This window comes from Streptomyces maremycinicus, from assembly GCF_001184025.1.
Lineage (GTDB): Bacteria > Actinomycetota > Actinomycetes > Streptomycetales > Streptomycetaceae > Streptomyces > Streptomyces maremycinicus.
In genome coordinates this window covers 189,824-211,529 of the sequence record NZ_BBYG01000017.1, presented here as the reverse complement: position 1 = coordinate 211,529, position 21,706 = coordinate 189,824, and the positions used below count along the sequence as shown (strand labels likewise).

Here is a 21,706-nt window from a genome sequence, read left to right as displayed (position 1 = left end):
ACTTCAGGGAATCCGCTCTTTTGGCGCCGCCTGTCCCTTTAAGCCGCTTCGTTACTCCGTCTCCGACTTCTCGGGCTCCGCCGACTTCTCAGGATCCCTCGGCTTCCCGGACACCTGGGCCTGCGCCGACGCGTCGGCCTCCTCGGCTTCCTCCGGCTCCCCGGCCTCCTCCGACTTCTCGGGCCTCTCGGGGAGTTCCGCCGCCAGTGCGGCGGCGGCCTGCACCAACGGGAGCGCGAGCAGGGCCCCGGCGCCCTCTCCGACCTTCACGCCCTGGTCGAGGAGCGGTTCCAGGGCCATCCGGTCGAGTGCCTTCGCCTGGCCCGGTTCGCCGCTCTTGTGCGCGGCCAGCCACCAGTCCGGCGCCCGGAACGCGACCCGCTGCCCGACGAGCGCGCAGGCGGCGGCCACCACACCGTCCAGCACCACGGGCAACTTCCGTACCGCGCACTGGAGCAGAAAACCCGTCATGGCGGCGAGGTCGGCCCCGCCCACCGTCGCGAGCAGCTGGAGCTGCTCGCCGAGCACCGGCCGTGCCCGCCTGAGCGCGTCCCGGACCGCCGCGCACTTGCGCATCCACGCCAGGTCGTCGATCGCCTCGCCGCCCCGCCCGGTCACCACGGATGCGTCGGTCCCGCACAGCGCGGCCACCAGCGCACCCGCGGCCGTCGTCCCGCCGACGCTGATGTCGCCGAGCACGACCAGGTCCGTGCCGGAGTCGGCCTCCTCGTCGGCGACGGCCACGCCCGCCCGGAAGGCGGCCTCGGCCTCCTCCGGCGTCAGCGCGTCCTCGATGTCGATCCGGCCGCTGCCGCGCCGCACCCGGTGCCGTACGACGTCCTCGGGGAACGTCTCCGGGTCGCAGTCCAGCGCCATGTCCACGACGCGCACGGGCACGCCGAGGCGGCGGGCGAGCACCGACACCGGACGGCCGCCCTCGATGACCTCGCGCACCAACTCCGAGGCGCTGCCCGCCGGTCGGGCGGAGACGCCGAGCTCGGCGATGCCGTGGTCGCCGGCGAACAGCACCACCCGCGGCCGCTCGACCGGCCGTACGGGGGACGAGCCCTGTGCCGCCGCCAGCCACTCACCCAGTTCGTCCAGGCGCCCCAGCGATCCGGGCGGCACGACCTGACGTTCCCGGCGCGCCTCCGCGTCGCGGCGCACCCCACCGTCGGGGCGCTCGATCAGATCGGTGAAGTCGTCGAGATTAAGCGAGCTCATTCGCCGAACAGTACCGGCACCGATCGAACGGTCCGGCGCCACATCGTCACCACACCCGCGTGACGTCATTGCGCCCAAGATCGGTATCCCATACGTTCCGTTTTGACGCTAATTGTCATTCGCTCTCGACGTCATCCCCGGAGCCGCTCATGCCCCCCAGGCCCGTCCACGAGCCGCGTCGAGACGACTGCCCCTGGTGCGGCTCGAAGCGCCTGCGCACCCGGCTGCGCGCACCGGACCTGCGCCACCGCAGGCCGGGCACCTTCGTCGTCGACGAGTGCCGGGACTGCGCGCACGCCTTCCAGAACCCCCGGCTGACCGCCGAGGGCCTGGCGCTGTACGGCGCCGAGGGCGCGGAACGGCCCGACCACGCGCACCTGAGGGCGACGGCCCGGGCGATGCTGCCCTTCCCCGAGCCGGAGAGCTGGCTGGACGTGGGCACCGGCGACGCGTCCTTCCCGGCGGCGGCCCGCGAACTGTTCACCTACACCGCGTTCGACGGGGTGGACCCGACCCCGAGGGTGGAGCGGGCGAGAGTGGCCGGCCTGCTCGACGAGGCCCACCTGGGCCGGCTGACCGCCCCGGAGGTGCTGTCCCGCCTGCGCGGCCGCTACGACGTGGTCAGCATGCTCCACCACCTGGAACACGCCCCGGACCCGAGGCGGGAACTCGCGGCGGCGCTGACGGCCCTGCGGCCGGGCGGCCACCTCCTCGTGCAGCTCCCGGACCCGGCCAGCGCCTCCGCGGCGGTCCTGGGCAAGTGGTGGCACTCCTACGACCAGCCCCGCCACCTGCACCTGATCCCGCTGGCCAACCTCCGGGCCGAACTCGAGGCCCAGGGCTGCGAGATCGTCGTGACGGACCGCCGGACCCCGCACACCCCGCACGACCTGGCGACGGCCGCCTCGCTCTACCTGAACAGGACCCGGCTGCGCCGGACGGCCGGGCCGCTGACCGCCCTGGCCGCCGTCTTCGACCACCTGCTGGCCCCGGCCCTGCGCCGCACCCGCTTCTCGAACGCCTACCAGATCATCGCCCGCCGGAGCAGGAACTGACCGCCGGCCACCGGCCACCGACCGCCGGCCACCGACCGCCGGCCACCGACCACCGACCGCCGGCCACCGACCACCGACCGCCGGCCACCGACCGCCGGCCACCGGCCACCGACCGCCGGCCACCGACCACCGACCGCCGGCCACCGACCGCCGGCCACCGACCACCGACCGCCGGCCACCGACCGCCGGCCACCGACCGCCGGCCACCGACCGCCCGCCACCGGGCGTCGGCCGTCAGCCGTCAGCCGTCGGTCCCCGCAGCACCAGTGCCTGACCGGCCACCACCAGGACGACCTCCTCGCACTCGGCGGCGACGGCCGCGTTCAGCCGCCCCAGCTCGTCCCGGTAACGCCGGCCCGACGCCGTGGCCGGCACGATCCCCGAGCCCACCTCGTTGGAGACCAGCACGACGGTCCGCCGAGCCGCACGCACGGCCTCCGCCAGCTCCACCACCCGTGCGCGCAGGGCCCGTTCACCGCCGTCCGCCCACTGCGCGTCGTCCCACGCCCCGACCGAGTCCATGACGTCCGTCAGCCACAGCGACAGACAGTCGATCAGCAGCGGGGCGCCGTCCCGCGTCAGCAGCGGCACGAGGTCGCAGGTCTCCACGGTCCGCCACGACCCCGGCCGCCGGTCGCGGTGCGCGGCGACCCGGGACGCCCACTCGGTGTCACCGCCCCGGGTCCCGCCGGTGGCGACGTACTGCACGTCCGGGAAGGACTCCAGCCGCCGCTCCGCCTCCACCGACTTCCCCGACCGGGCGCCGCCCAGCACCAGCGTCCGCCGTGACACGTCCGGCACGTCCTCGTACACCCCCACCACCAGCGTCGACCCGTCCGGCACCGCCCGCGCCCCGGCCGCCGCGAGCCGCCGCCGCAACTCCGCGCCCGGGGGGACGTTGTGGTCCAGGTGGACGGCGACCACGTCGGTCGTCGGCCCCACCGCGCCCACCGCCCGCAGCTTCGCCAGCGCGTCAGGGCGGCCCACCAGATCCGCCAGCACCATGTCGTACCGCTCGGCCGACCCCTCCTCCAGGCCGGCCGGCGCGCCCCCGGGCGGCAGGTACAGCAACCGCTGCCCGTCCGGACCGGCCACCGCGTACCCGGTGCCGGGCGCGTCCATCGCCACCGCCCGTACCCGATGCCCCGTCAGCAGCGTCGACTCCCGCCCGTCCGGCACCCGGCCGGGCTGCGGCAGCCCGGCCGGCACCTCCACCGGGGGGCCGTCGTGCGGATGCGTCAGCAGCACCTGCCGCACCCCGCCCAGCGATTGCCCGGCCCGCGCGGCCGCGAACGCCGCGCCCGGCGTCAGATCGAGCAGCAGGGCCCCGTCGACGAGCAGCGCGGTCGCCGCCCGGGCGTCAGCCCCGAGCGAGGTCGCGCACACGGCGCAGGAGCAGTCGGGGCGGGGCAGGCCCGCGGGGGCACCGGTACCGAGCAGAGTGACTTCCACGGAGCTGATTTTCGCGTGTCTGACCAGGTCTTGCGCATCCGACTAGGCTGCACAGCAGAAGCCGGACCAAGATCCGGCTTCTGCTCTGCACGTGGTCACAGCTGGGAGGCGTACATGGCGGCATGGACGTGGCGGTTCGAGAAGGCCGACGGGACGGAGGTCCAACCAGCGGTACAGCCCGAGGAGTTCACCACGCAGGGGGACGCCGAGTCCTGGATCGGGGAAGTGTGGAAGGACCTCCTCGAAGGCGGCGCGGACCAGGTGCGGCTCTTCGAGGACTCCGCCGAGATCTACGGCCCGATGAGCCTGCACGCGAACGAGGCGTAGCCCTTCGTCGGGGTGGTCGCCGCACGGCCACCCCGGCCACCGCTCACCCGGACGAGTGAAGAACGCCGGTCCGGCTCAGCCGCGTACCCCGCACAGATGCAGCAGTGCCGCCACCTGCCGGTAGGGGTCGGTGCGCCCGGCCCGCTCCTCGGCGGACAGCAGACTCTCGCGCTGCCGCGGGTCCTCGGGGATCTCCGTCCCGTCCGCCGCCGTGTCCGTGAAGACGCGCACGCCGTACCAGGCCTGGAGCGGCGCCCCGATCCCGGCCAGCGCGTCGGTCAGGGTCGCCAGCCGGTCCGCCCGGACGTCGAGCCCCAGCCGGTTGCGGTAGGACACGGTGTCGAAGGCGTCCAGCGCGCCCGCCCAGTCGCCGGACAGGCCCGGCCGCATGGCCAGCGCGTCCGCGTTGCGCACGAGCAGCGACAGCAGTCCGCCCGGGGCCAGCATCCGCGCGAGCCCCGCGAGCAGCGCGTCCGGCTCCTCCACGTACATGAGCACGCCGTGGCACAGGACCACGTCGAAACTGCCGGGCAGGAAGTGCACCCCGGTGTCCCGGCCGTCGCCCTCGATGATCCGCATCCGCTCCCGGATGCCCTCGGGCTCGCCGCACAGGGCGTCACGGGCCGCGGCGATCATCGTCGCGTCCCGCTCTAGCCCGGTCACCTGGTGCCCGAGCCGGGCCAGCCGCAGCGCCTGCGTGCCCTGGCCCATCCCCACGTCGAGCACGCGCAGCCGCTGCCCGACCGGGTAGCGGCCGGTTATCTGCTCGTCGAGCTGCCGGGCCACCAGCTCCTGTCGTACGACGTCGCGCAGCCCGCCCAGCCTGTTCAGCCAGGCCTCGGCCGCCCCCCCGGAGAAAGCCGCAGTGCTCAGGGCCGCGCTCCGCGCTTGATCTGCGGCTTGGGCAGCCGGAGCCGACGCATCTGGAGGGAGCGCATCAGCGCGTAGGCCACCGCGCCCCGCCGGTTCTGGTCGGGGAAGCGCTCGGCGAGCTGCTTGCGCAGCCGGAAGCTCGTGACGAACGAGTCGAGCACGATCAGCACGATCACGACCAGCCACAGCAGCAGCGCGATGGTCTGGAGCGAGCCCACCCGCACCATGCTCAGCACGAGGATGACCACGGCCATCGGCAGGAAGAACTCCGCCACGTTGAACCGGGAGTCGATGAACTCGCGCGCGAACTTGCGGACGGGGCCCTTGTCACGGACCGGCAGGTACCGCTCGTCCCCGCCGGCCAGCGCCTGGCGCTGCCTGTCCAGCTGGGCGCGGCGCTCGTCGCGCTGACGCTTGGAGGCCTCCTTGCGGGACATGGAGGTGTTGGCGACGCTGCGGCGCTGGGACTGGGCCTCACTGCGCTTGGGCGTGGGCCTGCCCTTCTTGGCCTGCGGGTCACGGGGCTGCATGGAGTCGGTCACCACGGCCTTGTCGGCGGGGGCCTTCTCTTCCTTGGCACGGCTACGGAACACAAAACCCAAGGGTAAGCGCTCGCGGGCATGGACCCCAGCCCGCAGGGGAACGATCCGGCAACACCAGTCGTCTTCAGAGGGGACAGACCGGGACAGGAACGGGGAAGAGGGGGCGCAGGGTGACCAATTGCTCACCCTGAAGGTCACCTACTCCCTACGCCGGAGCAAGGTCTTGGTCAGTCGTCCTTGGGGATGAGCGCATCCGTCCCCGAACAGTGCGTCAATGGATGCAGGGCCCGTACTGTGGGTTCTGTCGCAGAGCTGGAGCTGGACGTCAGAAGGGGGCGCGCGAAGCCCATGAGCGGTGTCATGAAGCGTATGGGGATGATCTTCCGCGCGAAGGCGAACAAGGCCCTTGACCGGGCCGAGGACCCGCGCGAAACCCTTGATTACTCGTATCAGAAGCAGCTGGAGCTCCTTCAGAAGGTCCGCCGCGGCGTCGCCGACGTGGCGACCTCGCGCAAGCGCCTGGAACTCCAGCTGAACCAGCTCCAGTCGCAGTCCTCCAAGCTGGAGGACCAGGGCCGCAAGGCGCTCGCGCTCGGCCGTGAGGACCTCGCCCGCGAGGCGCTCTCCCGCCGCGCCGCCCTCCAGCAGCAGGTCACCGACCTCGAGACGCAGCACTCCACGCTCCAGGGCGAGGAGGAGAAGCTCACCCTCGCGGCCCAGCGCCTCCAGGCCAAGGTGGACGCCTTCCGTACGAAGAAGGAGACCATCAAGGCCACCTACACCGCCGCCCAGGCCCAGACCCGCATCGGCGAGGCCTTCTCCGGCATCTCGGAGGAGATGGGCGACGTCGGCCTGGCCATCCAGCGCGCCGAGGACAAGACCGCCCAGCTCCAGGCCCGCGCGGGCGCCCTCGACGAGCTCATGGCGTCCGGTGCGCTGGACGACCCGACGGGCATCGCGAAGGACGACCTCCAGGCCGAGCTGGACCGGCTCTCCGGTGGTACGGATGTGGAGCTGGAACTTCAGCGCATGAAGGCGGAGCTCGCCGGGGGCGGCTCGGCCGGCCAGCAGGCCATCGAAGGTGGCAAGGGCCAGTCGCAGTCCCAGCAGCAGCCGCAGGACACCCCGCGCTTCGACAAGCAGTAGCCCGGCGCCGGGGACCGGAGCCGAGGAGGGCGACATGATCGTACGGATCATGGGGGAGGGCCAGTGGCACCTGGCCGACTCCCATCTCGTCGAACTGAACACGCTGGACGACGAGCTGCTCGCGGAGATGGAGAGCGGCGACGAGGACGGCTTCCACCGCACCCTCGGCGCCCTGTTGGACGCCGTCCGCCGCCTCGGCGAGCCGCTGCCGGACGACTCCCTCGAACCCTCGGAACTGATCCTGCCGGCCCCGGACGCGAGCCTGGAGCAGGTCCGCGAGATGCTCAGCGACGACGGCCTGATCCCGGGCTGAGAGCGGCGGCCTCCCGGCGCCGGTCACGGCTCGCGGTCCGTCCGGCGACGGCATCCGGCGATTCGGTGGGCGATGTGTCCGGCGATGGAGGACGAGGCCCGTGCAGGGCCGACAACGGGGTCTGGGGGCGGCAGCCCCCAGCTACGGCGAGGAAAGCGACGGCAACTAAAAAGTGACCCTCCTTTCCCGGGCCGAGTGCCGGCTCAAGGCGCACCCCCTCGCCCTGGACGCGGGCCTGGCCGCGGGCGTACTCCTCTGCATGCTGGCCGGCTCCTTCGTCGACCCGCACGGGGAGCACAGCGTCAGCTGGAGCATCCGCAGCCCGGACCCGCTGAGCCTGCTGCTGATGACCCTCTCCGCCCTCGCGCTCGTCTTCCGCCGCAGCGCCCCCATGACGGTCCTCGCCCTCACCGGCGCCGCCTCCGTGACCGAGTCCGTCACCGGCGATCCCCGGGCCCCCGTCGCCATGTCCGCCGTGATCGCCCTGTTCACCGTCGCCGCCTCCACCGACCGCGCCACCACCGTCCGCGCCGGTCTGCTCACCATGACGATCCTCACCGGCGCGGCCATGCTCGCCGGACCGCTGCCCTGGTACGCCCAGGAGAACCTCGGGATCCTCGCCTGGACCGGCATCGGCGCCACCGCCGGTGACGCGGTCCGCAGCCGCCGGGCCGTCGTCCAGGCCATCCGCGACCGTGCCGAGCGCGCGGAACGCACCCGGGAGGAGGAGGCCCGCCGCCGGGTCGCCGAGGAGCGCCTGCGCATCGCCCGTGACCTGCACGACGTCGTCGCCCACCACATCGCCCTCGTCAACGTCCAGGCCGGAGTCGCCGCGCATGTCATGGACAAGCGCCCCGACCAGGCCAAGGAGGCCCTCGCCCACGTCCGCGAGGCCAGCCGTTCCGCGCTCAACGAGCTGCGGGCCACCGTCGGCCTGTTGCGCCAGTCCGGCGACCCCGAGGCCCCCACCGAACCCGCGCCCGGCCTGGACCGGCTCGACGAGCTGGCCGGCACGTTCCGCAGCGCCGGCCTCCAGGTCGAGGTGGCCCGCACCGATCACGGGATCACGCTGCCGGCCGCCGTCGACCTGGCCGCCTACCGGGTCATCCAGGAAGCCCTCACCAACGTCCAGAAGCACGCCGGATCCGAGGCGAAGGCGGAGGTCAGCGTCGTGCGGGTCGGCCCGAACATCGAGGTCACGGTCCTCGACAACGGCCACCCGGCGGACGACGGGCCCCCGACGGCCGGTGGCGGTCACGGCCTGCTCGGCATGCGCGAGCGGGTCACCGCCCTGCGCGGCACCCTCACCACCGGTCCCCGCTACGGAGGCGGCTTCCGTGTCCATGCGATCCTGCCGGTCAAGACCCGCACGGCCACCACGGGGGAGAACGCATGACCATCCGTGTCCTGCTCGCCGACGACCAGGCGCTGCTGCGCAGCGCGTTCCGCGTGCTCGTCGACTCGGAGCCCGACATGGAGGTGGTCGGTGAGGCGTCCGACGGCGCCCAGGCGGTCCGGCTGGCCAAGGAGGAACGCGCCGACGTCGTCCTGATGGACATCCGCATGCCCGGCACGGACGGTCTCGCCGCGACCCGGCTGATCAGCGCCGACCCGTCCCTCGCCCACGTCAGGGTGGTCATCCTGACGACCTTCGAGGTCGACGACTACGTGGTGCAGTCGCTGCGGGCCGGCGCCTCCGGCTTCCTCGGCAAGGGCAGCGAGCCGGAGGAACTGCTCAGCGCCATACGGGTCGCCGCCGGCGGGGAGGCCCTGCTCTCGCCGACCGCCACCAAGGGCCTGATCGCCCGCTTCCTGGCCCAGGGCGGCGCGGTGGACGACGAGCACGACCCGGCCCGCTCCGCCCGGCTGGACGCGCTCACCGTGCGCGAGCGCGAGGTCCTGGTGCAGGTCGCCGGCGGCCACTCCAACGACGAGATCGCCGAGCGCCTCGAGGTCAGCCCGCTCACCGTGAAGACGCACGTCAACCGGGCCATGGCCAAGCTGGGCGCGCGCGACCGGGCCCAGCTCGTGGTGATCGCCTACGAGTCGGGCCTGGTACGTCCGAGGGTGGACTGAGCCCGGCCCCGCCGTACTGCGCCCGGAGTAGGCGCGGGATAAGTAAATGGACCTGGAGCGTACGGATCGCCGTACCGGCATGGCTCAGGGTGAAGAGGCCACACCCGGCACCCCTGGCACAGGCGGCACACACGTCACACGTGTCATGCCCGCCGCGCTTTCGCCACACCCCCGCCACGCCTGGCACCGCTTCTGCCGCTCACAGAGACGAGATCCGCACCCATGTCCTGGCTGTCCCGCTTCAGCCTCGCGCAACGGGCCCTGATAGGCCTGATGTCCATCGTCGCGATCGCCTTCGGCGCGATCGCGATACCGCAACTGAAACAGCAGCTCCTGCCCACCATCGAACTGCCGATGGTCTCCGTCCTCGCGCCCTACCAGGGCGCCTCCCCGGACGTCGTCGAGAAGCAGGTCATCGAGCCGATCGAGGACAACCTCGAAGGTGTCGACGGCATCACCGGCGTCACCTTCACGGCGAGCGAGGGCAACGCCGTGATCGTGGCGTCCTTCGACTACGGCAACGACACCAAGCAGCTCGTCGCCGACGTCCAGCAGGCCGTCAACCGGGCCCGCGTGCAGCTCCCCGACGCCGTGGACCCGCAGGTCGTCGCCGGTTCCACCGACGACATGCCGACCGTCGTCCTCGCGGTCGCCTCCGACCGGGACCAGCAGGCCCTCGCCGACCAGCTCGACCGGAGCGTCGTCCCGGCGCTGCGGGACATCGACGGGGTCGGCCAGGTCACCGTCACCGGCGTCCGGGACCTCCAGGTCTCCGTCACCCCGGACGACGCCGAGCTGGCGAAGGCCGGTCTGACCACGCAGTCCCTCGCCCAGGCACTCCAGGCGGGCGGCGCGACCGTCCCGGCCGGCTCCTTCGACGAGGCGGGCGGCAACCGCACGGTCCGGGTCGGCGGCGGCTACACCTCCGTCGCCCAGATCGCCGACCTGCGGATCCCGCGGCTCGCCGGTGGCAAGCCGGTCCGCCTCGGCGATGTGGCCGCTGTGCGCCAGACGGAGGCCCCGGCCGACTCCCTCACCCGCACCGACGGCAGGCCCAGCCTCGCCGTGATGGTCACCATGGACCACGACGGCAGCGCGGTCGCCATCTCCGACGCCGTCGACGCCAAGCTGGCCGATCTGCGCCAGGACCTCGGCGCGGGCGCGACGATCACCGTCGTCAGCGACAGCGGTCCGGCCGTCGCGAAGGCCATCGAGGGCCTGACCACGGAGGGCGCCCTCGGTCTGGTCTTCGCCGTGCTCGTCATCCTGGTCTTCCTGGCGTCGATCCGCTCGACGCTGGTGACCGCGGTCAGCATCCCGCTCTCCGTGGTGCTGGCGCTGATCGTCCTGTGGACGCGGGACCTCTCGCTGAACATGCTGACGCTGGGCGCGCTGACCATCGCGATCGGCCGGGTCGTCGACGACTCGATCGTCGTCCTGGAGAACATCAAGCGCCACCTCGGCTACGGCGAGGAGCGGCAGTCCGCGATCATCACGGCGGTGCGCGAGGTGGCCGGAGCGGTCACCTCCTCCACCCTCACCACGGTCGCCGTGTTCCTGCCGATCGGCCTGGTCGGCGGCATGGTGGGCGCCCTGTTCGGCGCGTTCTCGCTCACCGTGACGGCCGCCCTGCTGGCTTCCCTGCTGGTCTCGCTGACCGTCGTCCCGGTCCTGTCGTACTGGTTCCTGCGCGCTCCCAAGGGCACCCCCGAGGACGCCGAGGAAGCCCGCCGCGCGGCCGAGGAGAAGGAGGGGAAGAGCCGCCTCCAGCGCTTCTACGTCCCCGTGCTGCGCTTCGCCACCCGGCGCCGCCTCACCAGCGTGGCGATCGCGGCCGTCGTGCTGATCGCCACCTTCGCCATGGCGCCCCTGCTGAAGACCAACTTCTTCGACCAGGGCGAGCAGCAGGTCCTGACGGTCAAGCAGGAGCTGAAGCCGGGCACCAGCCTGGCCGCGACCGACGTCCAGGCGAAGAAGGTCGAACGACTGCTCGCCGGCACCGAGGGCGTGAAGGACTACCAGGTCACCGTCGGCTCCTCCGGCTTCATGGCGGCCTTCGGCGGCGGCACCGACACCAACCAGGCCTCCTACCAGGTGATGATCGAGGACTCCGCCTCGTACAAGGACGTCCAGAAGCGGGTCGAGGACGGGCTGCGCGAGCTAGACGGCATCGGTACGACCACCGTCGCCGCCGGTGACGGTTTCGGCAGCCAGGACCTGAGCGTCGTCGTGAAGGCGGCCGACGCGGGCGTGCTGCGCACGGCCACCGAGCAGGTCCGGCAGGCCGTGGCCGGCCTCGACGACGTCACCGACGTGACCAGCGACCTCTCGCAGAGCGTGCCCCGCATCTCGGTCAGGGCGAACGCCAAGGCCGCCGCGGCCGGCTTCGACGACCAGACGCTCGGCGCGGCGGTCGCCCAGGCGGTCCGCGGGACGACGGCCGCGAAGGCGGTCCTCGACGACACCGAGCGCGATGTCGTCATCACCTCGGCGAAGCCCACCACGACGCTCGCCCAGCTGAAGGCGCTGCCCCTGGGCGCGGTGAAGCTCGGTGACATCGCCACCGTGGAACTGGTCGACGGCCCGGTCTCGACGACCCGTATCGACGGCCGGCGGGCCGCCACCGTCACCGCGAAGCCGACCGGCGACAACACCGGCGCGGTGAGCGCCGACCTCACCTCGAAGCTCGACGCGCTGAAGCTCCCGGCGGGCGCCACGGCCCAGATCGGCGGGGTCTCGCAGGACCAGGACGACGCGTTCAAGAACCTCGCCCTGGCGATGCTCGCGGCGATCGCGATCGTCTTCATGCTGCTGGTGGCGACCTTCCGGTCACTGGCCCAGCCGCTGATCCTGCTGGTCTCCATCCCCTTCGCGGCGACCGGCGCGATCGGACTGCTGCTCGTCACCGGCACCCCGATGGGCGTTCCGGCGATGATCGGCATGCTGATGCTCATCGGCATCGTGGTGACCAACGCGATCGTCCTGATCGACCTCATCAACCAGTACCGCAAGCAGGGGTACGGCGTGGTCGAGGCCGTGGTCGAGGGCGGCCGGCACCGGCTGCGCCCCATCCTCATGACGGCGCTGGCGACCATCTTCGCCCTGCTCCCGATGGCCCTGGGCGTCACCGGCGAGGGCGGCTTCATCGCCCAGCCGCTGGCGGTGGTCGTGATCGGCGGTCTGATCACCTCGACCCTGCTCACCCTGCTGCTCGTCCCGACGCTGTACGCGATGCTCGAACTGCGCAAGGAGCGCCGGGCGGCGAAGCGCGCCGCGAAGCGGCAGCCGGCCCGAGCCGACAAGACCCCGGAACCGGCCGGAGTCTGACACCGCCGCGCCGAACTCCCTTCCCCCGTACGGGTTACCTATCCTGTGAGCACGCACGCACTGCACGCGCTGCTCGACGGGGGAAGGGGACCGGGGCGTTGCCACTGCACAAGGACGACCCGAAGGCGCTCGGCGGATACCGCATCGTCGACCGGATCGGTTCCGGCGGCATGGGCGTCGTCTATCTGGGCCGGTCCCGTTCGGGGCGTGAGGTCGCCGTCAAGGTGGTGCACGCCCAGTACGCGGAGAACAAGGTCTTCCGGGCCCGGTTCCGGCAGGAGATCGACGCCGTCCGCAAGGTGAGCGGTGCCTTCACCGCCCCGGTCGTGGACGCCGACGCGGAGGCCGTGCGGCCCTGGATGGCCACCCAGTACGTGCCCGGACCCGCGCTCTCCGCCCGGATCCGGGGCACCGGACCGCTGAGGGGGGCGGAGCTGCGCCGGCTGGCCCTCGGGCTGGTGGAGGCGCTGCGGGACATCCACCGGGCCGGGGTCGTGCACCGCGACCTCAAGCCCTCCAACGTGCTGATGGCCGGGGACGGTCCCCGGGTCATCGACTTCGGCATCTCCCGGGCCGCCGAGAACCAGACCCTCACCGAGACCGGCCACGCGATCGGCACCCCGCCCTTCATGTCCCCGGAGCAGTTCAAGGACGCCCGGTCGGTCGGCCCCGCCTCGGACGTCTTCTCCCTCGGTGCGCTGCTGGTGTTCGCCGCGACCGGCCGCGGCCCCTTCGACGCGGACAGCCCCTACCTGACGGCGTGGCGGGTGATGCACGAGGAACCGAAGGTGGACGCGGTCGCCGAACCGCTGCGCGCGGTACTGACCCGCTGCCTGGCCAAGGACGCCGACGACCGGCCCGGACTGGACGAGCTGGCCGGGGAGTTCGCCCGGGCGCTGCCCGAACCCGCGGCGGACGACATGGAGACGGTGACCCTGCGGCTGCCGCCGGCGCCCGCGGCGGACGAGGAAGCGGAACCCGTCGCCGCGCCCCGCACGGGCCGGCGCTCCCGGCTGCGCCGGTGGCCGGTCCTGGCCGGGGTGGCGGGCCTGCTGGCCGTGTCGCTCACCGGCTGGCTCCTGTTCGACCCGTTCGAGGGGAAGGACAAGGCGGCGGGCTCGGACGTCGCCGATTCCGGGGCGCCCGGCTGGGATCCACCGCCCGAGGGCTGGAGGCCCTGGCGGACCTCGGTGTTCGGGACCGCCGCGAGCGGTGTGAAGAACGCGCTGACCGGCGGGGACTCCAGCAGCGGCACCTCCCTGTCCTGTGCCATGGGCGACGGCGCCCTGTACTGCGGCGGCAACGGCACCCTCCCGGTCCGTGTCGACGGGGCGACGGGCCGGCTCGCCTGGCGGGCCGACTCCGTGCCCCCGGGCGTGGCGCAAAAGGCATACGACAGCGGGGTCCTGGGGGTGCGCGACGGCGTGCTGCTGGCCTCCCAGTCGGTCATGAACAGCGCGGGCGACGACCAGACCAGGACCGTCGTCGCCCTCGACTCCGCCACCGGCGAGCGGCTCTGGTCGCGCGCGCTGAACGAGACGGCCTTCGTCGACCCCGCGGTCGTGGGCGATCTGCTGATGACCGCGGACGGCTACCGCGTGACCGCCCGCGAACTGCGCGACGGAACCGCGCGCTGGACGGCCACCCTGCCCGCCGGGCCCACCTACGGCTGCCAGTTCTACGACGTCGACGGCGTCCCGTACGCCGGCTGCACCGACGCGGGTACACCGTCGCGCACGGTGTTCTACGCCGTCGACCCGGCCGACGGCTCGACCCGCAAGGTGAGCGTGCCGGACGGCGACGCCGTCCACGTCGGCGCTGTCGGCGGCGATCTGGCCTTCGTGATGTCCGTCCCGCGGGACGAACAGAATTCCGCGGAGTCGGCGTACCGCGAGGTCCTGCTGATCGACCCGGACACCGGCGCCGTACGCACCAGGAAGCTGGCGGGCGACCCGCGCGGCGAGGTGGCGCTGGTGGGCGGGGTGCTCTGCTTCGCCTCCTCCGCGGGGCAGCTGGTCGCCCACTCGCCCCAGACGGGCGAGCGGCTGTGGCAGACCTCGACGACCCTTCAGCAGCCCGGCACGCCCGTCGCCGACGGGAAGGGGCAGGCGGTGTTCGCGGCCAGCGCCTCCGGACGGGTCGCCGCCCTCGATCTCGGCACCGGCGACCTGTTGTGGGAGTCCCCCGCGCGGGCCGAGCAGGTCGTCGGGGCCGGCTATGCCGCGGCGCGGGTGTTCCGCGACGAGGGCGCCCTGGTGGTGCTCGCCCCCGACGGGACGGTCTTCACGCTGGACCCGGCCCACCCCGACCGGGAGCCGATGTCGGGGTGATCCGGGGCGGGTCCGCTACGGCAGCGCCAGCATGCGCTCCAGTGCCAGCTTCGCGAACTTCTCGGTCTCCCGGTCGACCTCGATCCGGTTGACCAGCTTGCCCTCGGCGAGGGACTCCAGGGTCCAGACCAGGTGGGGCAGGTCGATCCGGTTCATCGTCGAGCAGAAGCAGACCGTCTTGTCGAGGAAGACGATCTCCTTGCCCTCGGGCGCGAAACGGTTCGCCAGCCGGCGCACCAGGTTCAGCTCCGTGCCGATGGCCCACTTGGAGCCGGCCGGGGCCGCCTCCAGCGCCTTGATGATGTACTCGGTCGAGCCGACGTAGTCCGCAGCGGCCACGACCTCGTGCCGGCACTCGGGGTGCACGAGCACGTTCACCCCGGGGATCCGGGCGCGGACGTCCTCGACCGACTCCAGGCTGAAGCGGCCGTGCACCGAGCAGTGGCCCCGCCAGAGGATCATCTTCGCGTCGCGCAGCTGCTCGGCGGTCAGCCCGCCGTTCGGCTTGTGCGGGTTGTAGAGGACGCAGTCCTCCAGGGACAGGCCCATGTCCCGGACGGCGGTGTTGCGGCCGAGGTGCTGGTCGGGCAGGAACAGCACCTTCTCGCCCTGCGCGAAGGCCCACTCCAGGGCCCGCTGGGCGTTGGAGGAGGTGCAGATCGTGCCGCCGTGCCTGCCCGTGAACGCCTTGATGTCCGCGGACGAGTTCATGTACGAGACGGGCACGACCTGCTCGGCTATGCCGGCCTCGGTCAGCACGTCCCAGCACTCGGCGACCTGCTCGGCGGTGGCCATGTCGGCCATCGAGCAGCCGGCGGCGAGGTCGGGGAGGACGACCTTCTGGTCGTCGGACGTCAGGATGTCCGCGGACTCGGCCATGAAGTGCACACCGCAGAACACGATGTACTCGGCCTCCGGGCGGGCGGCCGCGTCCTTGGCCAGCTTGAAGGAGTCGCCCGTGACGTCGGCGAACTGGATGACCTCGTCGCGCTGGTAGTGGTGGCCGAGCACGAAGACCTTGTCACCGAGCTTCTCCTTGGCGGCCCGGGCACGTTCGACCAGGTCCGGGTCGGAGGGCGAGGGCAGGTCGCCGGGACACTCGACGCCCCGCTCGCTCTTCGGGTCGGCCTCACGGCCGAGCAGCAACAGGGCGAGCGGAGACGGCTGTACGTCGAGCTCCGTGGTCTGGGCGGTGGTCACGGCACGCACCCTTTCTACTTTTCGTCGATCTGACGTTATCTATCATAACCCGCTTCACGTCACTTTGACGATGGTCATCGCGTCGATGTGACGTGAATCCCCCGGCCCCGTCGGCGCCGGTCCGGTGGCCGCTGTTCGCCGGATCGCACGTGTGCGAGCATGAAAGGCAAGAAGAGGAAAGAAGTGGAAACACGACTCCTCGGCCCGGAATGAATCCGCGGCCCCGGCGGTTGAAGACGTCGGCAAGCAGTCTCCGTACAAACCGGGAGAGATGTAGATGTCCGTATCGGACGAGAAGACCACTGTCAGCGACGGCATCCTCCTGTCCGACGCCGCCGCGGCGAAGGTCAAGGCCCTGCTCGACCAGGAAGGCCGTGAGGACCTGGCCCTGCGCGTCGCCGTTCAGCCCGGCGGCTGCTCCGGCCTGCGCTACCAGCTCTTCTTCGACGAGCGTTCGCTCGACGGCGACGTGGTGAAGGACTTCGACGGCGTCAAGGTCGTCACCGACCGCATGAGCGCCCCGTACCTCGGCGGCGCCTCCATCGACTTCGTCGACACCATCGAGAAGCAGGGCTTCACGATCGACAACCCGAACGCGACGGGCTCCTGCGCCTGCGGTGACTCCTTCAGCTAGGTCGCCCGTTCGCCCCGCTGAACGCCACGAAGGCGGCGGTCCTCTCCGCGGGGGCCGCCGCCTTCGCGTTCGCGTCGTGTGGAGCGTCCGGCGCTACCGGGCCTGCGGGAGCCGGGCGCCCGCCTTCTCCAGCGGGATCGCGGCGCCGTCCGACCCGACGACCTTCCGGCTGCCGAGCGACGCGTCCAGGTGCACCTTCAGGTGGTACTCCTTGGCGATCAGGATGCAGACCTTGTCCTTCCAGGGCGTCTCGGTCACCGTGACCTTCACCTGGGCACCGCTCTCGGTCGCCGTGGCCGCGTAGTCGCCGCACACCCCGCCGGTGAAGCTCACGACCAGGTCGTCGCCCTCGGCGGTGTAGCCGTTCACCTGCACCTCCCGCGTCCCCGAGGACCCGGTCGGCGTCGGCGTGGGGGCGGGGGTGGGAGTGGTGGCGGACTTCAGATACGCCGGTTCGACGGCCGGCTGCGTCACCGTGTAGCCGCCCGCGACCCCGGAGGCGCGCACGTCGAACAGCCAGGACGGGACGAGCACCTGCCGCCCGCCCGAGGTGTGCGGGGCGAGCCCGAGCACCGCGTCCTCGACCGTCGCCGTCCGCGCCTGGGGCGTGGCCGTGCCCGTATCGCAGGGACTCTCCAGCCGGTCCTTCAGCGGCACCGGACCGGCGCAGCCGCCGATGCCCATCCGGTGGTCCGTGCCCGGCGCCGCGTTCAACGCGTCCAGCGCCTCCCGCGCGGTCAGCAGCGGGTACGTGTCGCCCTTGACCGGCGTCTCCAGCTGCCCGTTCCCCGCGACCACCTCGCCCCTGGCGTCGACGCTGATCCCGGTCGTCCAGCCGTAGGAGGGCAGTTCGCCGAAGACCGGCTCGGCGTTGACCACTCGCAGGCTCCCCATGACCTGGCTCGCGTCCACCTCGGCGCCGTCCTGTCCGACCGCTTCCAGGACCGGTGCCGCCGCCTTCTTCGCGGCCGCCTCGCTCACCGGGGTGCCGGTCCCGGCCGAGGGGGTCACGGCGCACTTGTCGGTGCCGGCCGTGCAGTTGTCGGTGCCCGGGGTGTACCGGGTGAACGTCCACATCCCCGGCGCCTGCCGGTTCACCCGCAGCACCGGGCCCGAGCCGTCGTTCCCCGAGCCGACCTTCCAGGCCTCCCCGTCGGCGACCGGCGTCCCCTCGGCCCCCAGCGCCTTCGCCAGCCTGGCCACCTCGTCCTTCGTGACCTCGCCCTTCGCCCAGTACACGGGCGCGGAGCCGGGACCGTCGGGAAGCGGGCCGCCGGCCTTGTAGGTCACCCCGTAGGGGTTGGGCTCGCCGGGCGCGATGCCGCTCGTACCGCCCTCGGGGGTGTCCGTGCCGGTACCCGTACCCCCGGAGTGGTCGTCCAGAAGGAGTGCCGCGGGCGTGCCGTCCCCGGACGGCGACCCGGCTCCGGCGTTCCCGCCCGAGCCGCCGGCCGCGCTGGAGGTCAGATAGGCCCCGCCTCCGCCCACCAGCAGCACGGCGGCCGCGACGGAGGCGATGAACACGGGGGAGCGGCGCCGCGGGGCGGCCGGGGGCACGTCGCCGCCCACCGACCCGACGACATGCTCGTCGCCGTCGCCGTCGCCGTCGCCGTCGGCATTCGCATCGGCCTCGGGAGCGGCGGAGCCGGGAGCGACGGGCGCCTCGCCCGGATCGATGCCCTCGGCACCGGAGACCCGTCCACCGGTCCGGTCGGGGGTACCGGCCTCGGATCCGGCGGAAGTCCCGGCCTCGGATCCGGCGGAAGTCCTGGCCTCGGATCCGGGGGAAGTCCCGGCCTCGGATCCGGGGGAAGTCCCGGCCTCGGATCCGGCGGAGGCCCCTGCCTCGGATCCGGCGGAGGCCCCCGCCCCAGATCCGGCCGAAGCCCCGGCCCCGGCGGAAGCCGCCCCGGCCCCGCCTCCGGCGGAGGTCCCGGTCTCGGATGCGGCGGAAGTTGCTGCCCCGGATCCGGCGGAAGCCCCCGCCCCGGAACCGGCGGGACCGCCGGGAAGCCCGGCCTTCGCCTCCGGGGCACCGGCCTCCGCCTCCGGGGCACCGGCCTCGGACTCCGGGGCACCGGCCTTCACGGTCGGCGCAGCCTCCGCGGCCTCAACGTCCTCCGCGGCCCGTGCGTCCTCCGCCGACACGTCCTCGGCCCGCGCCTCCCGGCCCCCGGCCCGCTCGGCCGAGGCCCTGGCCTCGGCCGTCTCCGCACCCGTCTTCTCCGGCTCGCGCGCGGCGTCGTCGTTCTCGGGTCGCTCGGTGTTCACCGCATCGCTCCTTCGGCTGCCCTGTTGGCGTACCTCACCTCCCCTTTACGGGGGACGGCGATGGGACGCGGCGGGGGAGCGCACGGTTCCCTCCCGAGCGCCGTACCGAAGAAATTTCGGGGGATCACCCCCGAGGAGCTCTCCTGGCTGCTCTAGTTGCCGTAGTCCGGCATCGCCTCCAGGAGTCGCGCCGACGTCGCCGGGACGGTCACGCCGAGGATGAGTGACGGGGAGACCGGACGGGAGGCGGTCTTCTCCGGAGCGGCCCAGTGCCGAGCCATCCGGGCGCCGTCACCCCGCAGCGACGCCAGGTCGCCGTCGAGGTCGGCCGGAGCGGGGGCATGGACCTTGAGGTTCGTCATAGCCGAACCGTATGCACGCCGGAGCCCGTGAAGAAAGATCTACTATCGGGTAGTTTCGGCTGCTTCAGTGGCGCCGGTCCACCGGGTAGCGTGAACTGTCAATCCCCCTCCCCTCAGGAGAGTCCACGCCGTGCGCATCGCAGTCACCGGCTCCATCGCCACCGACCACCTCATGACGTTCCCCGGCCGCTTCGCCGACCAGCTCGTCGCGGACCAGCTGCACACGGTCTCGCTCTCCTTCCTGGTGGACAACCTGGACGTACGCCGGGGAGGCGTGGGCGCGAACATCGCCTTCGGCATGGGACAGCTGGGAACCGCCCCGATCCTGGTCGGCGCCGCGGGCGCGGACTTCGACGAGTACCGGGCCTGGCTGGACCGGCACGGCGTCGACACCGGGTCGGTCCGCATCTCCGAGACCCTGCACACGGCCCGCTTCGTGTGCACCACCGACGCCGACCACAACCAGATCGGCTCCTTCTACACCGGTGCGATGAGCGAGGCCCGCCTCATCGAGCTGAAGACCGTCGCCGACCGCGTGGGCGGCCTGGACCTGGTCCTGATCGGCGCCGACGACCCGGAGGCGATGCTCCGCCACACGGAGGAGTGCCGCTCCCGGTCGATCCCCTTCGCGGCCGACTTCTCCCAGCAGATCGCCCGGATGAACGGCGACGAGATCCGGATACTGCTGGAGGGCGCCACGTACCTGTTCTCCAACGAGTACGAGAAGGGCCTCATCGAGTCCAAGACCGGCTGGACGGACGCCGAGATCCTCGCCAAGGTCGGCCACCGCGTCACCACCCTCGGCTCGCGCGGCGTCCGCATCGAGCGGGCCGGCGAGGACCCGATCGAGGTCGGCTGCCCGGAGGAGGAGGCCAAGGTCGAGCCGACGGGCGTCGGCGACGCCTTCCGGGCCGGCTTCCTCTCCGGCCTGGCCTGGGGCGTCTCCCACGAGCGGGCCGCGCAGATCGGCTGCATGCTGGCCACCCTCGTGATCGAGACGGTCGGCACCCAGGAGTACCGGCTGAGCCGCGTCCACTTCATGGACCGCTTCACCAAGGCCTACGGCGACGAGGCCGCCACCGAGGTCCGCAAGCACCTGGCCTGACTCAGGACAGCCGGCGGACCACGTAGGCCGAGCCACGGTCCGCCGGCTCCTCACCGACGTACTCCTGCTCCCGCATCTCGCACCACGCGGGAATGTCCAGGCGGGCCGCCTCGTCGTCGGACAGCACCCGCACCGTGCCCCCGACCGGCACCTCCCCGATGACCTTCGCCAGCTCGATGACGGGAATCGGGCACCGCTTGCCCAGCGCGTCCACCACGAGCGCGTCCCCGCGCACCTCGGCGGCGGCCGCCGGCCCGGGCGCCCCCAGCTTCTCGCGCACCCCGGCCACCGCCCCCGGCAGCACGGCGAGGAACCGTTCGACGTCCTCCTCGGCGACCCCCGGCGGCAGCGAAACCCGCACGTTTCCCTCACTCAGCACCCCCATCGCCCTCAGCACATGGCTGGGCGTCAGCGTGCTGCTGGTGCAGGACGACCCGGAGGACACGGAGAACCCCTCCCGGTCCAACTCGTGCAGCAGCGTCTCCCCGTCGACGTACAGACAGGAGAAGGTGACGATCCCCGGCAGCCGCCGCCGCGGATCACCGACGACCTCCACATCCGGCACGAGGGCCGCCACCCGCTCCCGGATCCGCGCCGTCAGCTCCCGCAGCCGTGCCGCCTCGGCCGCCGCCTCCGCCCGCACCGCCCGCAGCGAGGCCGCCGCGGCCACGATCGCCGGAAGGTTCTCGAACCCCGCCGCGCGCCCCGACTCCCGCTCGTCCACCGGCCCTCGGACGGCGAACCGCACGCCCTTGCGCACCGCGAGCACACCCACCCCGGACGGCCCGCCCCACTTGTGCGCGCTCGCCGCCAGCACCGACCAGGGTCCCGCGACCGGTCCCCAGCCGAGCGACTGCGCCGCGTCCACCAGCAGCGGCACCCCCGCCTCCCGGCACAGCTCGGCCACGGCGGCCACCGGCTGCTCGGTCCCCACCTCGTGGTTGGCCGACTGGAGACAGGCGAGCGCGGTGTCGGAGCGCAGGGCCCCGGCGTACGACTCCACGGCGACCGCGCCGGTCCGGTCCACCGGTACCCGGGTCACGGTCCCGCCCTCCGCCTCGAACGCCTCCGCCGAATGGAGTACCGAGGAGTGTTCGACCGCTGACACGATCAGGTGACGTCCGACCCGCCGGCGCCCGGCCGACACACCGGCGATCCCGGTGTGGACGGCCCGTGTGCCGGAGGAGGTGAACACCGTCTCGTCCGGCCGGCAGCCCATGGCCTCCGCCATGGCCTCGCGGGCCGCGTCGAGCAGGATCCGGGCCCGCCGACCCTCCCGGTAGAGGCGTGCGGGGTCGGCCCACCCGTCGTCGAGCGCGGCCAACAGGGCCTGCCGGGCGACGGGATGGAGGGGAGCGGCGGAAGCAGCGTCGAAGTAGCCCACACGGCAACGTTAGAACGTGGGCGGGGCGAACAGGGGCGCGGGGAACCGCGCGACCAGCCACGACGGGGCCCGCGCACGCCAAAGC

General features: G+C 72.7%; 18 protein-coding genes. 10 read left to right on the top strand and 8 right to left on the bottom strand.

Annotation, left to right across the window (positions count from 1 at the left end; genetic code table 11):
- Positions 1-51: 51 nt before the first annotated feature.
- Positions 52-1,224 (bottom strand): nicotinate-nucleotide--dimethylbenzimidazole phosphoribosyltransferase, encoded by a 1,173-nt coding sequence (gene cobT, locus AOQ37_RS26440; RefSeq protein ID WP_062647568.1) that lies wholly within the window; start codon positions 1,222-1,224, stop codon positions 52-54.
- A 149-nt stretch (positions 1,225-1,373) separates the two neighbouring features.
- Here cobT and AOQ37_RS26435 point away from each other — a divergent pair, with 149 nt between their 5' ends.
- On the top strand, positions 1,374-2,279 hold the full coding sequence (locus AOQ37_RS26435) for a class I SAM-dependent methyltransferase (RefSeq protein ID WP_062647566.1): 906 nt from the start codon (positions 1,374-1,376) through the stop codon (positions 2,277-2,279).
- Between the two features lie 234 nt (positions 2,280-2,513).
- On the opposite strand, the gene AOQ37_RS26430 is transcribed toward AOQ37_RS26435, so the two are convergent.
- Positions 2,514-3,731, bottom strand: coding sequence for a bifunctional adenosylcobinamide kinase/adenosylcobinamide-phosphate guanylyltransferase (locus AOQ37_RS26430; protein ID WP_062647564.1), 1,218 nt, complete (start codon positions 3,729-3,731; stop codon positions 2,514-2,516).
- 114 nt (positions 3,732-3,845) lie between these two features.
- Here AOQ37_RS26430 and AOQ37_RS26425 point away from each other — a divergent pair, with 114 nt between their 5' ends.
- Entirely contained in the window at positions 3,846-4,058 is a 213-nt protein-coding gene (locus AOQ37_RS26425; protein ID WP_020130018.1) for a hypothetical protein, read from the top strand.
- A 75-nt stretch (positions 4,059-4,133) separates the two neighbouring features.
- On the opposite strand, the gene AOQ37_RS26420 is transcribed toward AOQ37_RS26425, so the two are convergent.
- Positions 4,134-4,844, bottom strand: a complete 711-nt coding sequence (locus tag AOQ37_RS26420; protein WP_062647562.1) for a class I SAM-dependent methyltransferase — start codon at positions 4,842-4,844, stop codon at positions 4,134-4,136.
- Positions 4,845-4,927: 83 nt separating this feature from the next.
- The gene (locus tag AOQ37_RS26415) at positions 4,928-5,524 is read right to left on the bottom strand and encodes a DUF3043 domain-containing protein (protein ID WP_062647560.1); all 597 of its coding nucleotides are present in this window, start codon (positions 5,522-5,524) and stop codon (positions 4,928-4,930) included.
- Between the two features lie 297 nt (positions 5,525-5,821).
- Between AOQ37_RS26415 and AOQ37_RS26410 the strand changes: the two genes are divergently transcribed.
- The 6 genes from AOQ37_RS26410 to AOQ37_RS26385 all read left to right on the top strand — a co-directional run bounded on the left by AOQ37_RS26410 (position 5,822) and on the right by AOQ37_RS26385 (position 14,665).
- A complete protein-coding gene (locus AOQ37_RS26410; RefSeq protein WP_078890363.1) occupies positions 5,822-6,619 on the top strand; it encodes a PspA/IM30 family protein in 798 nt (265 codons plus the stop codon).
- Between the two features lie 34 nt (positions 6,620-6,653).
- Positions 6,654-6,932 carry a PspA-associated protein PspAA gene (gene pspAA / locus AOQ37_RS26405; RefSeq protein WP_062647558.1) on the top strand — a complete coding sequence of 93 codons (279 nt, stop codon included), beginning with the start codon at positions 6,654-6,656 and terminating at the stop codon, positions 6,930-6,932.
- Positions 6,933-7,104: 172 nt separating this feature from the next.
- Complete coding sequence (locus AOQ37_RS26400) at positions 7,105-8,328, top strand: sensor histidine kinase (protein ID WP_062647556.1); 1,224 nt, start codon at positions 7,105-7,107, stop codon at positions 8,326-8,328.
- Positions 8,325-9,008, top strand: coding sequence for a response regulator (locus tag AOQ37_RS26395; protein WP_062647554.1), 684 nt, complete (start codon positions 8,325-8,327; stop codon positions 9,006-9,008). Before AOQ37_RS26400 ends, AOQ37_RS26395 begins: the two co-directional genes overlap by 4 nt.
- Before the next feature lie 222 nt (positions 9,009-9,230).
- On the top strand, positions 9,231-12,335 hold the full coding sequence (locus tag AOQ37_RS26390; RefSeq protein ID WP_062647552.1) for an efflux RND transporter permease subunit: 3,105 nt from the start codon (positions 9,231-9,233) through the stop codon (positions 12,333-12,335).
- Between the two features lie 98 nt (positions 12,336-12,433).
- Positions 12,434-14,665 carry a serine/threonine-protein kinase gene (locus tag AOQ37_RS26385; protein WP_062647550.1) on the top strand — a complete coding sequence of 744 codons (2,232 nt, stop codon included), beginning with the start codon at positions 12,434-12,436 and terminating at the stop codon, positions 14,663-14,665.
- A gap of 15 nt (positions 14,666-14,680) precedes the next feature.
- On the opposite strand, the gene nadA is transcribed toward AOQ37_RS26385, so the two are convergent.
- Entirely contained in the window at positions 14,681-15,865 is a 1,185-nt protein-coding gene (nadA, locus tag AOQ37_RS26380) for a quinolinate synthase NadA (protein ID WP_062647548.1), read from the bottom strand.
- A gap of 277 nt (positions 15,866-16,142) precedes the next feature.
- Here nadA and AOQ37_RS26375 point away from each other — a divergent pair, with 277 nt between their 5' ends.
- Complete coding sequence (locus AOQ37_RS26375) at positions 16,143-16,499, top strand: HesB/IscA family protein (protein ID WP_015033024.1); 357 nt, start codon at positions 16,143-16,145, stop codon at positions 16,497-16,499.
- A 93-nt stretch (positions 16,500-16,592) separates the two neighbouring features.
- Here AOQ37_RS26375 and AOQ37_RS26370 read toward each other — a convergent pair whose 3' ends face one another.
- Both AOQ37_RS26370 and AOQ37_RS26365 read right to left on the bottom strand, forming a co-directional pair.
- Positions 16,593-18,770: a hypothetical protein gene (locus AOQ37_RS26370; protein WP_306305217.1), complete on the bottom strand. Its 2,178-nt coding sequence runs from the start codon at positions 18,768-18,770 to the stop codon at positions 16,593-16,595.
- Positions 18,771-18,922: 152 nt separating this feature from the next.
- Positions 18,923-19,132: a hypothetical protein gene (locus tag AOQ37_RS26365; protein ID WP_062647539.1), complete on the bottom strand. Its 210-nt coding sequence runs from the start codon at positions 19,130-19,132 to the stop codon at positions 18,923-18,925.
- A 130-nt stretch (positions 19,133-19,262) separates the two neighbouring features.
- On the opposite strand from AOQ37_RS26365, the gene AOQ37_RS26360 reads away from it, so the two are divergent.
- Positions 19,263-20,237 (top strand): carbohydrate kinase family protein, encoded by a 975-nt coding sequence (locus AOQ37_RS26360; protein WP_062647537.1) that lies wholly within the window; start codon positions 19,263-19,265, stop codon positions 20,235-20,237.
- 1 nt (position 20,238) lies between these two features.
- Here the strand turns inward: AOQ37_RS26360 and AOQ37_RS26355 are convergent, their stop codons facing one another.
- Positions 20,239-21,621: a cysteine desulfurase/sulfurtransferase TusA family protein gene (locus AOQ37_RS26355; RefSeq protein WP_062647535.1), complete on the bottom strand. Its 1,383-nt coding sequence runs from the start codon at positions 21,619-21,621 to the stop codon at positions 20,239-20,241.
- Between the last annotated feature and the right edge of the window lie 85 nt (positions 21,622-21,706).